10 protein-coding genes are annotated in these 16,003 nt (G+C 72.7%); 5 read left to right on the top strand and 5 right to left on the bottom strand.

Features of this window, described 5'->3' with window-relative positions:
* The first annotated feature begins 44 nt into the window (after positions 1-44).
* Positions 45-1,220 carry a serine hydrolase domain-containing protein gene (locus tag ACIQTO_RS20145; RefSeq protein WP_402389586.1) on the top strand — a complete coding sequence of 392 codons (1,176 nt, stop codon included), beginning with the start codon at positions 45-47 and terminating at the stop codon, positions 1,218-1,220.
* A gap of 148 nt (positions 1,221-1,368) precedes the next feature.
* Here the strand turns inward: ACIQTO_RS20145 and ACIQTO_RS20140 are convergent, their stop codons facing one another.
* A complete protein-coding gene (locus ACIQTO_RS20140; protein WP_402389584.1) occupies positions 1,369-1,572 on the bottom strand; it encodes a hypothetical protein in 204 nt (67 codons plus the stop codon).
* A gap of 18 nt (positions 1,573-1,590) precedes the next feature.
* On the opposite strand from ACIQTO_RS20140, the gene ACIQTO_RS20135 reads away from it, so the two are divergent.
* Positions 1,591-1,902, top strand: coding sequence for a transposase (locus ACIQTO_RS20135; RefSeq protein ID WP_402389581.1), 312 nt, complete (start codon positions 1,591-1,593; stop codon positions 1,900-1,902).
* Between the two features lie 857 nt (positions 1,903-2,759).
* Here the strand turns inward: ACIQTO_RS20135 and ACIQTO_RS20130 are convergent.
* Positions 2,760-4,388, bottom strand: coding sequence for an FAD-dependent oxidoreductase (locus ACIQTO_RS20130; RefSeq protein ID WP_402389579.1), 1,629 nt, complete (start codon positions 4,386-4,388; stop codon positions 2,760-2,762).
* An 886-nt stretch (positions 4,389-5,274) separates the two neighbouring features.
* Here ACIQTO_RS20130 and ACIQTO_RS20125 point away from each other — a divergent pair.
* Both ACIQTO_RS20125 and ACIQTO_RS20120 read left to right on the top strand, forming a co-directional pair.
* On the top strand, positions 5,275-9,156 hold the full coding sequence (locus ACIQTO_RS20125; protein WP_402389577.1) for a Pls/PosA family non-ribosomal peptide synthetase: 3,882 nt from the start codon (positions 5,275-5,277) through the stop codon (positions 9,154-9,156).
* A 77-nt stretch (positions 9,157-9,233) separates the two neighbouring features.
* Positions 9,234-10,565, top strand: a complete 1,332-nt coding sequence (locus tag ACIQTO_RS20120) for a M1 family metallopeptidase (protein ID WP_402389574.1) — start codon at positions 9,234-9,236, stop codon at positions 10,563-10,565.
* Positions 10,566-10,652: 87 nt separating this feature from the next.
* Here the strand turns inward: ACIQTO_RS20120 and ACIQTO_RS20115 are convergent, their stop codons facing one another.
* Both ACIQTO_RS20115 and ACIQTO_RS20110 read right to left on the bottom strand, forming a co-directional pair.
* The gene (locus ACIQTO_RS20115) at positions 10,653-11,732 is read right to left on the bottom strand and encodes an alpha/beta fold hydrolase (RefSeq protein WP_402389571.1); all 1,080 of its coding nucleotides are present in this window, start codon (positions 11,730-11,732) and stop codon (positions 10,653-10,655) included.
* Between the two features lie 270 nt (positions 11,733-12,002).
* Positions 12,003-13,676, bottom strand: coding sequence for a carbohydrate binding domain-containing protein (locus tag ACIQTO_RS20110; RefSeq protein WP_402389568.1), 1,674 nt, complete (start codon positions 13,674-13,676; stop codon positions 12,003-12,005).
* Between the two features lie 330 nt (positions 13,677-14,006).
* Here ACIQTO_RS20110 and ACIQTO_RS20105 point away from each other — a divergent pair, with 330 nt between their 5' ends.
* Positions 14,007-15,386, top strand: a complete 1,380-nt coding sequence (locus ACIQTO_RS20105; RefSeq protein ID WP_402389566.1) for a serine hydrolase domain-containing protein — start codon at positions 14,007-14,009, stop codon at positions 15,384-15,386.
* A gap of 4 nt (positions 15,387-15,390) precedes the next feature.
* On the opposite strand, the gene ACIQTO_RS20100 is transcribed toward ACIQTO_RS20105, so the two are convergent.
* Entirely contained in the window at positions 15,391-15,942 is a 552-nt protein-coding gene (locus ACIQTO_RS20100) for a hypothetical protein (protein ID WP_402389563.1), read from the bottom strand.
* Between the last annotated feature and the right edge of the window lie 61 nt (positions 15,943-16,003).

The raw sequence follows: 16,003 nt of genomic DNA, 5'->3' as shown, positions 1-16,003 counted from the left end.
CCCGCGCGCCCCCCAATTCCACTCTCCAGCAGAGGAGTTCCTCCGTGAACGAGCACGTACAGCCCGCCCGGGCCCACCGCCGCCGCCGTGGTCGGCGCGGGGTGGTGGCGGTCGTGGCCTCCGTGGCCGTCGGCGTCGTGGCGGCCGGAGCACTGGCACCGACCGCGGCGTTCGCGGGCGGCAGGCCGGACAGTGTCCAGTCGAGCCTGAACGCGCTGGTGGAGGACGACGGCCTGCCCGCCGCGCTGGCCGCCGTCAAGGGCCGTGACGGCCTCACCCGCAACTACACGGCCGGCGTCGGCAATCTCGCCACCGGGGCCAAGGTGCCCGTGGACGGGCAGATACGCGCCGGCAGCAACACCAAGACCTTCACCGCCGTCGTCGTGCTCCAGCTCGTCGCCGAAGGAATGGTCGGCCTCGACGCGCCCGTCGACACCTATCTCCCCGGCCTGCTGCGCGGCGACAGCATCGACGGACGCCACATCACCGTCCGCCAGCTGCTCCAACACACCAGCGGCCTGCCCGACTACATGGACGCCCCCGCGCTCTCGGACTTCACCACCGTGCAGTACCGCTACTTCGAGCCCCGCGACCTCCTCGACGGTGCCCTCGCCCAGAAGGCCCGCTTCCCCGCCGGTACCAGCTGGGAGTACAGCAACACCAACTACATCGTCGCCGGACTCCTTGTCCAGAAGGTCACCGGACGACCCGTCGGCGAGGAGGTCACCAAGCGCGTCATCGACCGCATCGGCCTGCGCCACACCTACTTCCCCGCCCCCGGGGACACCGGCATCCACGAGGCCCACCCTCAGGGCTACTTCCGCAGCTCGCCGGATGCGCCTCCGATCGACTACACCGAGATGGACACATCGATGGCCTGGGCGGCCGGGGCGATCGTCTCCACCAACACCGATCTCAACTCGTTCTTCACCGCGCTCCTCGGCGGCCGACTCCTGCCCGCAGCGCAGCTCGCCGAGATGCGGACCACCGTCCCCGCCGAGCTGCTGGGCCCCGGGGTCCGCTACGGGCTGGGTCTGCAGAGCAAGCCGCTCTCCTGTAGCGGCCTCTCCTGGGGCCACGGCGGCACCTCCCCGGGCTACCGCTCCCGCGGCGGCGTCACCGACGACGGTCGCGCCGCCACCATCACGGTCACCACCATCCCGGGCGGGGTCGGCGCGCAGCACATGGCGGACGCCTTGGACGCGGCCCTCTGCCGCTGACTCACCCCTCGGGCCGGTCACCTCTGCGTACAGGTGCCGGACACCGGGCGGACGGCCTCGCAGCTCCCGTGGACGTGGGTCGCGAGGCCGTCCGCGATGTAGCGCTCCGGTGCCGTGGCCAGGAATCGCGACTGGCCGCGAGGCGGCTTCAGAGCAGGCCGAGGAGCGCGCCGCCCACCACGAGCGCGGCGGCTTCGCCCAGACCGCCACCGACCTCTACGTGCCTGGCTTTCGATGCCTTGGTCGCCGTCACGCTGATGGCGGCGCAGATCGGCAAGCCGGTGCCCGCCTGGGAACGGTGTGAGGTTCCCCCGGCGTGCGGAAGGTTGCCGGAGATGGCCTGATGGGCCATGAGAAGGGAGCCTCTGCCATGGCTTCACCGATGAAGTACCCACCCGAGTCGCGACAGCGAGCTGTTGCCACGTACCGCGCCGCCGCCCCGAAGCCGGTGATCCGGCAGATGGCCCGCGACCTCGGGGTACGCCACGAGGCCGTGCGCAACTGGATCCGCCAGGACAAGGCGGACCGGGGTGAGCGCGACGACCGGCTGACCACCATCGAGAAGGAGGGGCTGGCCGCTCTACGGAAGGAGAACGCCGAGCCCCGCCGGTCCTGCGAGATTCCCAAGGCCGCCTCGGCTTCCTTGGCCCAGGAGCTCGACCCGACCCGGCGACGGTACTGAAGCTCATCGACGAGCACCAGGACCGCTTCGGGGCCGAGCCCGTCCTCCGGGAACTGCACATCCCCGCCTCCACCTACTACCGCTGGCGCCGCGACGTCCACGAGCCCGGCGAGCGCAGACGCCACGACGCCGAACTGACCGAACACATCCGCCGCATCCACGCCGACTCCGACGAAACCTACGGCTCCCGCGCATCCACGCCGTCCTGCGACGGGCAGAGGTGTCGATCACCACGTCCGAGGGGCAGTGCCGGGCGAGCCGGCGAGGCCTTCAGGCTGCTCGCGATCTCCGCGCAACGCGATCGCACCGGGCACCAGGTGTCCGGACCAGCCCCGCGTGAAGGTGCTCACCTCACAGTTCTGTTCCAGCACGCCGGTCACGATGGCCAGACCCCAAACTGCCGGCCAGGACCAGAATCCGCATGGAGGTGGCCATGCCAGCCGCCGCCCTCGGCTGCAGCTCACTCCCGGGCCCGCACACCAGCCCGCCCGGGTGCCGATCAGCAGCCAGGCCATTTCCGCGCATGCTCATACAGAAGGCGACACAGAACGATTCCAGCCCTCGCCCGGCGTCTCCGACCGCTGCTGCTCGAACAGCTGCCCCTCATGCCGACCTGACCTGACTGACCATCAGGTCAGGTCAGGTCAGCAAGTCAGCATCAGTCCGAGCCCACCCTCACAGATGTGCGCATACCTGAGAGCTCAGCGCAGGGCACGACGGACTCGCGCCAGCGCTGTGAGGTGGTCCGGCCGAGCCCGCCGCGCTCGGGGTAGCACCCTACGCCGACCCCTTTGCCCGCATGATTCGCCCCGATGTCATCGGTTTTCCGGATGGTCGGCGTGGCACTGCGTACCGGGTCAGGACGGCAGGGTGATCGACTGGGCGTGGTGGAACACGTTCTTGTCGTCCCAGGTCTTCTTGGTCCGCTGCAGTCGGCTGTAGTTCCGTTTGTAGTAGAGGCGCTGGTAGGCCGGGTGCGCCTGGTCGGCCGTTCCGAGGTCGACGTCGGGGTAGTTCACGTAGGCGCCGTCGGTGTCGGTGTCGATCTCCGGGATGCCGTTGGTGGCCTTGTACACCGCCCGGTAGAGCCCGCTGAGGTAGGCGAGGTGGGCGGAGTCCTTCGCGGGGTCCGTCCAGTACGTCTGGTACTGGAGTTTCATCACCGAGTCGCGCTGCGGGATCGCGGTGTCGGCCGGCTTCCGCTCGTTGATCCTGCAGCCGTAGGAATCGATCTGGACCAGCGTCTGCTGGAGGTCCAGGCCGGGGACGGTCTTCGTCAGCCACTCCCAGAACGCGTCGATCTGCGTGCCGGTGAAGCGGCGCCGGTGGTAGGCGGACTTGTACTTGCCGCGCTGGTTCTCCCCGGACGGGTTCAGTGTCATGGTGGCCTGGAACCAGGGCATCTGCCGGCGCTTGTCCGGATAGGGCAGGAACAGACCGCCGGCGGCGTTGGTCTGGACCGTCGGCCTACTCGTCAACCCGGCCTCCATGGCGGCCAGGAATTCCTCCAGCGGCGCCGGATCGTCCTCGTCCCACTGGCTGAGCAGGACGACGTTCCCGTTCGACCAGTGGGTGAGCTTGAGGATGGAGAAGAGGCCCCGGTAGACCGTCTCCTCCTCCCCGCTGTGCTGGGCGAAGAAGGCCCCGAAATTGTCCACCAGCCGGCGGAAGTCCTCCGGGTGCTTGAGCAGGTCGGCCCAGGACCAGGCCACGCTGCTCAGCCAGACGCGTGGCGGCGGCTTCGGGAGATGGCCGAAGTGGTAGCGCATGACGACGCCGAAGTTCCCACCGCCACCACCGGTGTGCGCCCAGAAGAGGTCCCGCTCCGGCGAGGCCTCGGGGTCGTCCCGGTGGGCCCTGGTGACCTCCACCGTGCCCCCGCGGACCGTGACCACGTCCACCTGGACGAGGTGGTCGACCGTCAGCCCGTCCCGCCGGGAGAGCAGTCCGTACCCGCCGCCGCTGATGTGGCCGCCCGCCCCGACCGAGTAGCAGGACCCCGCGGGCAGCGTGACGCCGAAGGTGCGGAACAAAGTGGTGTAGACGTCCCAGTTGGTGGCGCCGCCCTCCACGCAGTACGTGGGCGCACCGAACTTGTCCCGCGCCGCGCGGACCCCGCGCAGGGTGCTGAGGTCGAGGATGACGCCCCGGTCGTTGTCGACGAACCCCTCGTAGCAGTGCCCCCCGGCGCGGATCGTCGGACGCAGCCCCTTGTCGAGCGCCGCCCTCAGCTCCGTCACCGTGTCCGCGTCGTTCCCGACCAGCCGGATGTAGGCCGGCGTGCTGGCCCACCGCTGATTGAAGCCCTGACTGAGCGTCTGGTACCGCGAATCACCCGGGAGCACCGACTGACCCTCGGGAGCCTGGGCCGGCTCGGCCATGGCCCGGCCGGTGGCCGCACCCAGGCCGAGCGGGACCGCGGAGGCCCCGGCGGCGGCCATTCCGGCGCTGCCCAGGAATCCACGACGGGAGAATTCTTGACTCATATCAGGACCCACTTTCTCGACTCCGAGCAGCTGGAATCCGCACGCTAGCACGGACATTCGGCCCTGTGAATACCTGTACGAATTAGTGTGACTGTAAGCCCTTTCGGTCCCCCTTTCCACGACTCCGGCCACGGCCCCGTTGTCAGTGGCGCCGGTTAATGTCCCACCATCGATCGAAATCCCGATCAGGGGCCAGGTTTCAGGAGAATGCCATGCGCAATACGAATGTCCATATGATTACTCGCGCCCCGAATGCGAAGATCCGCCGCCCGCCGTCCGGCGATCGGCGCGGAGCACCCGTCGGCCCGTCCTGCGCCACGCCGACCGGGCACCGCCGCGCGTCACCCCGGCCCGAGCCCGACCCCGACCCGGCCCGTCGCCGTACACTCGCTGGAGAAGGCCTCTCGGGAGCGGCCCGCCGGACACCGACGGCCGCGGCCGTCGGCCGCTCGCCCGCCGCCGCAGGTCCGCGGGGCCCGCGGGGCGGAACGGCAGCACCTGAAGCGACGACCGGACCCACCCGGGAGCACGGCCAGGAGTCGACCGGAAGCAGCGGAGTCGGCCCCGCCACCCGAAGGGAGCACAATCCGGTGTGGCGTGGCTCACTTCCGCACAATTCATCTGACGATCAGTCAAGTCGACTGACGTGTCGTCACATCAACCCCAGGGCAGATCAGTTAATGACTGACGATCTGTCAGATTCGGCCATTTCAAGGCAAGTTGATTGAAGTGTCGGGCAGTACGCCGTTCATCACCCGGGGCTACCATCGGTCGGGTTGTCCATTCCGTCCCCGGAGTGGGGTCACCCGATCACCGAGTGCTCCCACCGCCCCAAGGGCCGGACACGGTCGGAACCAGGGGCGAGGACGAGGAGCGCACGGCTGCCATGACAGCTGAACCGAGCCAGACAGAGCAGAGCGAGCGGTCACCGCGGGCCCTCTTCCCCGGACGCCCGGCCCCGGCCCCGCGCACCCTGGTCGACGTCCTGGACGCCGCCGTCCACGCCCACCCGAACGAGCCGGCCCTGGACGACGGACACGCCGTCCTCGGCTACCGGGCGCTCGCCGCCGAGGTCGAACAACTGCGCCGCCGACTGGCCGGCGCCGGAATCGGCCCGGGCGACCGGGTCGGCGTCCGCGTCCCCTCCGGCACCAACGACCTCTACATCGCGATCCTCGCCGTGCTGGCCGCGGGCGCCGCGTACGTCCCCGTGGACGCCGAGGACCCCGACGAGCGCGCGCAGCTGGTCTTCGAGGAGGCCGCCGTCGCCGGGGTGCTCGGGGCCGGGCGTGCCCTGACCCTCACCGGCGACCAGCGGCCCGCCGTGCCCGCGGACACCCGGCCGACCCCCGAGGACGACGCCTGGATCATCTTCACCTCCGGCTCCACCGGCCGGCCGAAGGGCGTCGCCGTCACCCATCGCAACGCCGCCGCGTTCGTCGACGCCGAGGCCGCGCTGTTCCTCCAGGAGGAACCGATCGGCCCCGGCGACCGCGTGATGGCCGGCCTCTCCGTCGCCTTCGACGCCTCCTGCGAGGAGATGTGGCTGGCCTGGCGCTACGGCGCCTGCCTGGTGCCCGTCCCCCGTTCCCAGGTGCGCAGCGGCGCCGACCTCGGCCCGTGGCTCGCCGACCAGGAGATCACCGTCGTCTCCACCGTCCCGACGCTGGCCGCGCTCTGGCCCGCCGAGGCGCTGAACGAGGTCCGGCTGCTGATCTTCGGCGGCGAGGCCTGCCCGCCCGAGCTGGTGCAGCGCCTGGTCACCGAGGGCCGCGAGGTCTGGAACACCTACGGTCCGACCGAGGCGACCGTGGTGGCCTGCGCCGCGCTGCTCACCGGCGACGGCCCGGTCCGGATCGGTCTGCCGCTGGACGGCTGGGACCTCGCCGTGGTCGACGAGGCCGGCGAGCCGGTCGCCGCGGGCGGCACCGGCCAGCTGGTGATCGGCGGCGTCGGCCTGGCCCGCTACCTGGACCCGGTCAAGGACACCGAGAAGTACGCGCCGCTGCCCTCGCTCGGCTGGGACCGCGCCTACCGCAGCGGCGACCTCGTCCAGGCCGACCCCGCGGGCCTGCTCTTCCTCGGCCGCGGCGACGAGCAGATCAAGCTCGGCGGCCGCCGGATCGAACTCGGCGAGGTCGACGCCGCGCTGCAGGGCCTGCCGGGCGTCGCCGGCGCGGCCGCCGCCGTCCGCACCGCGCGCGGCGGCAACCAGCTGCTGGTCGGCTACCTGGTCACCAAGGACGGCTGGGACCGCGAGCTGGCCGTCGAGCGGCTGCGCGCCGAGCTGCCCGCCGCCCTGGTGCCGTTGCTCGCCCCCGTGGACTCGCTGCCCACCCGCACCTCCGGCAAGGTCGACCGGAACGCGCTGCCGTGGCCGCTGCCCGACCTGGAGGCCGCCGGCCCCACCGAACAGCTCTACGGCACCGAGGCCTGGCTGGCCGAGCAGTGGTCCGAGATCCTCGGTGTGCCGATCAGCGGCCCGCGCGAGGACTTCTTCGCCATCGGCGGCGGCAGCCTGGCCGCCGCCCGGCTCACCACCCTGCTGCGCACCCGCTACCCGAGCGCCGCCGTGCTGGACATCTACCAGCAGCCGACCCTGCGCAAGCTCGCCCGCCATCTGGAGCGGACGGTGGCGGACAGCGGCGAGAGCCGCACCGTCGCGCTGGTGCCGACCAGGGCCAAGCTGCTCCAGCTGCTCCTGCTGGTCCCGCTCTTCACCGTGGTCGGGCTGCGCTGGACGGTCGCCCTGCTGGCGCTCGGCAATGTGCTCACCTGGTTCGGGGACTACCCGTGGGCGCCGACCGCCTCCTGGTGGGCGATCGGCGCCGGCGCGCTGGCACTGTTCTCCCCGGCCGGCCGGCTCGCGGTCGCGGCCGGCGGCGCCCGGCTGCTGCTGCGCGGCCTGCGGCCCGGCAGCTACCCGCGCGGCGGCAGCACCCATCTGCGGCTCTGGACCGCCGAACGGCTGGCCGAGGTCAGCGGCGCCACCTCGCTCTCCGGGGCCTGGCTGACCCGCTACGCGCGGGCGCTCGGCGCCAAGGTCGGCCCGGAGGTCGACCTGCACTCGATGCCGCCGGTCACCGGCATGCTCAAGCTCGGCCGGGGCTGCGCCGTGGAGGCCGAGGTCGACCTCTGCGGCTACTGGCTGGACGGCGACCGGCTGGAGATCGGCCAGGTCAAGGTCGGCTCGGGGGCCGTGGTCGGCACCCGCTCGACGCTGCTGCCCGGCGCCCGGGTCGGCAAGCGGGCGCACGTGGTGGCCGGCTCCAGCGTCACCGGACAGGTGCCGACCGGCCAGCGCTGGGGCGGCGCGCCCGCCGTCAAGCTGGGCCGGGCCGAACGGACCTGGCCCAAGGACCGCCCGATCCGCCAGGCCCGCTGGGCGGCGCTGTTCGGCGCCAGCGGCACGGCCCTCAGCCTGTTGCCGGTGCTCCCCGCGCTCGCCGGGCTCGCCGTGCTCTCCCGCTTCGTCCTCCCCGGCCAGGACCTCGGCGCCGCGCTCGGCGGCGCCCTGCTCGGCCTCCTCCCCGCCACCCTGGCGTACGGCGTCGTGTACGCGGCGCAGCTGGTGGCGGCCGTGCGGCTGCTGAGCATCGGGTTGGCGCCGGGCGTGCACCCGCTGCACGGCCGGGTCGGCTGGCAGGCCTGGACGGTCACCCAGCTGATGGACCAGGCCCGCGAGATCCTGTTCCCGCTGTACGCGGGTCTCGTCACGCCGCTGTGGCTGCGGGCCCTGGGGATGAAGGTCGGCCGCGGCGCCGAGGTGTCCACCGTGCTGGCGCTGCCGAGCCTGACCACGGTCGGCGACGGCGCCTTCCTGGCGGACGACACCCTGATCGCCCCGTACGAGCTGGGCGGCGGCTGGCTGCGGCTCGGTGAGGCGAAGGTCGGTGAGCGGGCGTTCCTCGGCAACTCGGGGATGACCGCTCCCGGGCGGGCGGTCCCGGCGCGCGGGCTGGTGGGCGTGCTGTCGGCGACGCCGAAGAAGGCCAAGAAGGGCAGCTCCTACCTGGGTATGCCCCCGATGCGGCTGCCGCGCTCGGCCGACCAGGCCGACCAGAGCCTCACCTACGAGCCGCCGGCCCGGCTGCTCTGGGCCCGCGGGCTGGTGGAGGTGGCCCGGCTGCTGCCGGTCCTGGCCTCCGGCGCGCTCGGCGCGCTGACCCTCGCGACGCTCTCCTGGCTGGCGGCGAACTGGTCTCCGGTGGCGGCGGCACTGCTGTCCGGGCTGGTGCTGCTCGCCGCCGGCGGGCTGGCCTGCGCGGTGGCGGTGGCGGCGAAGTGGCTGCTGGTCGGGCGGTTCCGGGCGGTGGAGCACCCGCTCTGGAGCGGCTTCGTGTGGCGCAACGAGCTCGCGGACACCTTCGTCGAGGTGCTGGCCGTGCCGTGGCTGGTGGGCGCGGTCCCGGGCACGCCGGTCCTGAACGTCTGGCTGCGGGCGCTCGGCGCGCACGTCGGGCGGGGCGTCTGGTGCGAGAGCTACTGGCTGCCGGAGGCCGACCTGGTCACCCTCGGGGACGGGGTCACCATCAACCGGGGCTGCGTGGTGCAGACCCACCTCTTCCACGACCGGATCATGCGGATGGATACTGTCATCCTCCGCGAGGGCGCCACCCTGGGCCCGGGCGGCATCGTGCTGCCCGGCAGTACGGTGGGCGCGCGCAGCACGCTGGGCCCGGCCTCGCTGGTGATGCGCGCCGAGTCCGTCCCCGCCGACACGCGGTGGCTGGGCAATCCGATCGAGGTGTGGCAGGCCACCTCGTGACCGCCGTGTCCGCAACGCCCGCCACTTCCACGTCCCCCAGCTCGCAGGGAGCGCACGACCCGGTGAAACCCCGCCCGGTGAACCACCAGCACGCCTCGGCGGCCCCCACCGCCGCCCCGGACCCGTACTTCCCCAACAACGGGGATCCCCGCTACAAGGTCCACCGCTACGAGCTCGCCCTGGACTACCGCCCCGGGCCCAACCGGCTGGGCGGTACGGCCCGGCTCAGCGCCGTCGCCAGGACCGCGCTGTCCGAGTTCGCGCTCGACCTCGCCGAGTTCCGGATCGGCCGGGTCCTGGTGGACGGCAAGCCCGCCCGCTACACCCACCGGGCCGGCAAGCTGCGGGTGCGTCCGGTCAAGGCCCTCACGGCCGGCGCCGCGTTCACGGTCGAGGTGCACTACACGGGGAACCCGCGCCCGGTGCGCAGCCCGTGGGGCGGACTCGGCTGGGAGGAGCTGACCGACGGCGCGCTCGTCGCCAGCCAGCCCGTCGGCGCCCCGTCCTGGTTCCCCTGCAACGACCGGCCCGCCGACAAGGCGACCTACCAGATAGCGGTCACCACGCCGTCCGTCTACACCGTCGTGGTCGGCGGCCGGCTGCTCACCCGCACGACGCGCGCGTCCAGCACCACCTGGATGTACGAGCAGAGCGCACCGACCTCGACCTACCTGGTGACCGTCTCGATCGGCCAGTACCGGCCGGTGGTGCTCGCCGAGCGCCCCGCCGTCCGGCAGACCGGCTACGTGCCCGAGCGGCTGGGCACCGAGTTCGCCGCGGACTTCGGCCGGCAGCCGGAGATGACGGCGTACTTCGAGGAGGCCTTCGGCCCCTATCCGTTCGGCGAGTACGCCGTGGTCGTCGCCGACGAGGAGCTGGACGTCCCGGTGGAGGCGCAGGGCGTCGCCACCTTCGGCACCAACCACCTCGGCGGAGGCTGGGAGCGCGAGCGGCTGATCGCCCACGAGCTGGCCCACCAGTGGTTCGGCAACAGTGTGTCGGTCGCCGACTGGAGCCATATCTGGCTCAACGAGGGCTTCGCCAAGTACGCGGAGTGGCTCTGGTCGGAGCGGGCCGGCGGCCCGGCCGCCGCCGTGCACGCCGCGGCCGCGCACGGCCTGCTGGCCGGTCTGCCCCAGGACCTCCGGCTGGGCGACCCGGGGCGGAAGCTGATGTTCGACGACCGGCTCTACCAGCGCGGCGGCCTCACCGTCCACGCCCTCCGGCTCACCCTCGGCGACGCCTCCTTCTTCCCGATGCTCAGGGACTGGGCCACCATCCACCGGCACGGCGTCGTCGGCACCGCCGACTTCCGCACCCACGCGGCCCGCTACTGCGACCACTCGTTGGACGCGCTGTTCACGGCCTGGCTCGACCGCACGGAACTCCCCCCGCTCCCCCGGGGCTGACCGGCGGGACGGCGGGTCCGACGACCCCGGGCCCGGGCAACGGGGGTGCGCCCGGGCCACGAGGGGGTCTCACGCCCAGGGGTTGAATCAGAGCCGGTCGGCGTCGACGACGGCCTCGGCGAAGGCGGCGGGAGCCTCCTGGGGCAGGTTGTGTCCGACGCCCCGGAGGGTGCGGTGCAGGTAGCGTCCGGTGAACATCTCCCGGTAGGAGGAGCCGTCACCGGGGGCGGTGAACGGGTCGCACTCGGGGTCCAGGGTGACGGTGGGCACCGTGATGACCGGGCGCGCGGCGAGTCGCTCCTCGATCGCGTCGTAGCGCCGTTCGCCGTCGGCCAGGCCGAGCCGCCAGCGGTAGTTGTGGATCACAACGGCCGCGTAGTCGGGGTTGTCGAAGGCCGCGGCGGTGCGCTCGTAGGTGGCGTCGTCGAACGCCCAGGTCGGTGAGACCGTGTCCCAGACCAGGCGGCACAACGCGCGGCGGTGGTCGCGGTCCTCCATCGCGAGACGACCGCGTTCGGTGGCGAAGTAGTACTGGTACCACCAGCTGTGCTCGGCCGCGGGCGGCAGTGGACGCCGCTGGGCCGCACGGTCGGTGATCAGGTATCCGCTCACGGACACCAGCGCCTTGACGCGTCCGGGCCAGAGGGCCGCGACGATGTCGGCGGTGCGCGATCCCCAGTCGAAGCCGGCCAGCACGGCTCGGTCGATGCCGAGTGCGTCCATGAGGGCGACGATGTCGAGGGCGATCGCCGACTGCTGGGCGTTCCGGACGGTCCGGGCGGACCGGAACCGGGTGGTGCCGTGGCCGCGCAGGTAGGGGACGATCACCCGGTAACCCTCCGCCGCGAGCAGGGGTGCCGCGTCGGCGAAGCTGTGGATGTCGTAGGGCCAGCCGTGCAGGCAGACGACCGCCGGGCCGTCGGCCGGGCCGGTCTCGGCGTAGCCGATGTCGAGGACGCCGGCCCTGACCTGGCTCGGCCGGGCGAAGGCGGCCCCGGCCGCCGCGGGTTCGGCGGGTGCGCCGGGTGCGGTGGGTGTCGCAGGTGCTGCAGGTGTGGCAGGTGCTGCGGAGTCGGGTGCGGCCGTGGCGGGCCGTGGGCCGGCCGTCGACGCGGCGGCCGCGCCGAGGCCGACGACGGTCCTGCTGAAGGTGCGCCTGTTGAACATGGGAATCCTCCGTCATCCGGGCACGGGGTACCCGGTACCGGGCCCCACTGTTCCGCGCCGCTCACCCCGGGACATCGGTCATCCGACGGCGTGCCACGACTCTCCGCCGACCGGCTGCGGGCCGGCGCCGGGACCGGGACCGGGATCGGGATCGGGTGGGTGGAAGGACGGCCGGTGGCGCGGGCGGGCGGCCGGAACGGACACCGGCCGGCCCGGACGCTCCGCGGGGGAGACGTCCGGGCCGGCCGGAGCAGTACTGCGGACGACGGGTCAGCCGGTGAAGCCGGCCGTGATGGAGGTGAACTGCCAGTCGTTCTGGGCGATGCCGGAGCAGGTCTCCTGGAGGCCGCCGCCGGCGCAGCCGCGGTCGCGGTTGACGGACCAGAAGGCGAGCCGGGCGATGTGGTGGCTGTTGGCCCAGTCGCGGATCGCGGTCCAGTTCTGGACGGTGGTGACCTCGTTGGTGTCGCTGAGGCCGTTCATCCCGGAGATGCCGACGTGCGCGTAGGCGGTGGCGTCGTCCCAGCCGAAGGTGGACTTGAGTTTGGCCTTCAGGCCCTCGGCCGCGCTGACGGTGGCGGCGTACATGTCGGTGGAGGCGTTGCCGAAGTCGAACGGCATGATGGTGAACACGTCGATGTCCGCGCCGAGCGCCTTCGCCTGCTCGATCAGCCGGTTGCCGTAGTAGGTCGGGCCGGTGGTGTCGGTGCCGAAGGTCAGGATGGTGCGCAGACCGGGGTTGTTCTGCTTGACGATCTTCAGCGCGCCGAGGATGCGGTCCTGGACCGCGGTGTTCTCGAACTCGTCGGTGTTCTCGATGTCGACGTCGATCGCCTTCAGGCCGTAGGCGTCGATCACCTTCTGGTAGGCGGCGGCGAGGTCGGCGGTGGTCGCGCAGTTGGGGCCGAGCTTGTTGCCGCTCCAGCCGCCGATGGACGGGACGACGTCGCCGCCGGCCGCGCGGACGGCGTTGATCGTCGCCTGGTCGACCCCGTTCAGCAGCGGCCGCTGGCTGTCCCAGGTGGGGTTGCAGCCGTTCTGCGCGAGGATGAAGGCCAGGGTGAACCACTTGACGCCGGTGGCGTTCATGACGGTCGCCGCGGCGGGCGGGTTGCCCCAGCCGTTGTAGAGGTAGGGCGCGGCCTGCTTGAACCCGGTCGGGGTACCGCCACCGCCCGGGTCGGTGGTGACGGCGAGCGCGGCGGAGGAGCCGGAGGCGTTGCCGGCCGCGTCGCGGGCCTTCACGGTGAAGCTGTACGCGGTGGCGGCGGTCAGTCCGTTGACGGTGGTGGCCGTACCGGTGGCGGTGGCCACCTTGGTGGCGCCCTGGTAGACGTCGTAGCCGGTCACGCCGACGTTGTCGGTGGCGGCGTCCCAGGCGAGGCCGACGCTGGTGGCGGACTTGCCGGTGCTGCGCAGGTTGCCGGGGGTGGTCGGCGCCTGGGTGTCGGCGGGGGTGCCGCCACCGGGGCCGTCCAGGCTCAGGTCGTCGGCGTGGTAGGTGCCCTGCCCGTACCAGCCGTTGAGGTAGACCTCCGCGCTGGTCTGGGTGGCGCCGGTGGTGAAGGAGACGCTCAGCTTGGTGTAGTCGGCGGCCGAGGTCCAGGCGGAGCCGCCGCCGGTGACGCCGAGGTAGACGTAGCTGCCGCGCACCCAGCCGGAGAGCGAGTACGTGGTGTTGGGCTGGACGGCGACCGTCTGCGTGCACTTGGCGTTGTCGCTCGCGGTGGCGGCGCCGGCCAGCGCCTTGCCGCCGCCGTGCACGGGGGTGGACACCACCGAGCCGAGGCCGCCGGAGCAGGACCAGCCGGACAGGGTGCCGGTCTCGAACCCGGGGTTGCCGAGTTGGTTCGCCGCGTGGGCGACGGTGGGTGCGGTGAACGCGGCGGCGGCCGCGAGCAGGGCGGCCGCGCCGACGGCGGGCAGTCGGGTGCGCTTGAGCACCGGTGACCTCCAGTGGGGGTGTGGGGGTGGAGGTGCGGGGAGGAGCCCAAAATGGACTGGACCAATTCATGCTGTCAAGTACCGTCCGGCGAGCGGACGGTGACCGGCCGGCGATCGGACGGTGGCCGGACCGCGATCGGGCGATCAGTGGCTGTCACGGCGGTCCCGTCACCGCGGAAAGGGACCGCCGGCGCCCCGGGGCGGCCCGGGAAAGCAGGTGAAATGCCATAGGTGTCCGAAGTAGGTTGAAGGAGCCGCCCGGTGACGGTCGACCGCGCTGCGGTCCGGCCCACCTGTTCAGCCGCTTCATCAGACGATTCAGAGGATCAGATGACCGACCAGTACGACGAGCTCCTCCCGACGACCCGCCGCGCCCTGCTGCACCGGGTCGCGGTCGCGCAAGCCGAGGGCCGCACGCCCTCCCTGGTCGCCGCGGTGGTGCGGGAAGGCCGGCTGGTCTGGAGCGGCGCCCGCAGCATGATCGACGATCACGCGCCCGACACCGACGTGCAGTACCGGATCGGCTCGCTGACCAAGACCTTCGTCGCGGTCCTGGTGCTCCGCCTTCGTGACGAGGGCCTGCTCGACCTGGCCGACCCGCTGAAGCGGCACCTGCCCGGGACCCCGGCCGACGAGGCCACCGTCGCCCAACTGCTGGCCCACTCGGCGGGCCTCGCCTCCGAAACCCCGGCACCCTGGTGGGAACGGACCGACGGTTCGCTGCGCCCGGAGCTCGGCGACGTCCTGGAGCGCGAACACCCGCTGAAGCACCCGGCCGGGCGGCTCCACCACTACTCCAACCCGGGCTACGCCCTGCTCGGCGCGCTGGTCGAGCGCCTGCGTGGCGAGCCGTGGGACGAGGTGCTGCGCCGCGAGATCCTCGCGCCGCTCGGGATGGACCGCACCACCCTTCTCCCCCAGCAGCCGCACGCCGGCGGCTTCGCCGTCCACCCCTGGGCCGACGTCATGCTGCCCGAACCGCTGACCGACACCGGGGTGATGGCACCGGCCGGACAGCTCTGGTCGACCGCCGCCGACCTGGCCCGCTGGGCCGCCTTCCTGACCGGCGGTGACCCGAAGGTGCTGGCCGCCGACAGTCTCGCCGAGATGCGCCGGCCCGCCGTCGGCCCGGAGGGCGAGAACTGGTCCGGCGGGTACGGGCTCGGGCTGCAACTGCTGCGCCACGAGGGCCGCGTGCTCTACGGCCACACCGGCTCGGTGCCGGGCTTCACCGCCGGGCTCTGGGTCAGCGAGACGGACGGCCTGGCGGCGATCGCCCTCGCCAACGCGACCAGCGGCGGCAACACCCCGCGGGTCGCGGCGGAGCTGATCGCCCTCACCGCTCAGCACGAGCCCCGGCTGCCCGAGCCCTGGCGTCCGCTGCCCTCCCTCGACAAGGACCTGCTCGCACTCACCGGCCCCTGGTACTGGGGCGCCGCCGGGCACACGCTGCGCCTGAAGGCCGACCGCACCCTGGAGCTCGCACCGCTCACCGGCGGCACCCGCAGCTCGCGGTTCCGCGCCGAGCCGGACGGCACCTGGACGGGGCTGGACAACTACTACGCGGGCGAGACCCTGCGGGTGGTCCGGTCCGCCGACGGGTCGGTCAGCCACCTGGACCTCGGCTCGTTCGTCCTCACCCGCGAGCCCTACGGTCCGGCCGACGCCGTCCCGGGCGGGGTCGACCCGGCCGGCTGGCAGACCTTCTGAGGCGTCAGGGCCCCCTGGTCTCGCCTGTGGTACGGCGGGCCTCCGGCGCGGTACGGCGGGCCTCCGGCGCTTCGGCGGCGGCGGCCCGCGTCCCCTCGTCCGGGGCCCCCGCCCCACCGCCGGCCGGCCACCCGACCGGCCCCGGGCCCGAACGGCGAGCCAGGCGCACCAGGTGGGCCGTGCGCAGCACGTGCGAGGCGAGCAGCAGACCGACGACCGTGCTCGGGGGCAGGGCCGCGTCCGTCGCCTCCTCGTCCCAGTCGAGGAGGGCACCGACCGCCAGGAACGGGACCACCCCCACCACGGGGGCGACCAGCAGCGCGAACACGAGGGTGCTCCGCCGACGGCACTCCTCCCAGCACCGGTCGGACGTGATCTGGAGAGCGCCGGCCATCGCCACCACCAGCATCCACCAGGGTGAGGCGGGCAGTCCGACGAGCCTCGCCAGCAGGTGCAGGAGCAGCAGGACGACCGCCAGCTGTACCTGCACCCGCAGGACGTCCCGCAGCTCCGCGGTGATCGGCCGCCGCCGTGCCGCCCCCGGTTTCCACCCCATGGAGCGGAGCATACGGTGGCGCCCGCACACCGGACAGGTGTCCGGCAGACGGTGAGTGGCC

The sequence above is a fragment of the Kitasatospora sp. NPDC091207 genome (assembly GCF_044768625.1).
Lineage (GTDB): Bacteria > Actinomycetota > Actinomycetes > Streptomycetales > Streptomycetaceae > Kitasatospora.
The sequence above is the reverse complement of the archived record's forward strand: the minus strand, read 5'-3'. Positions and strand labels throughout refer to the sequence as shown.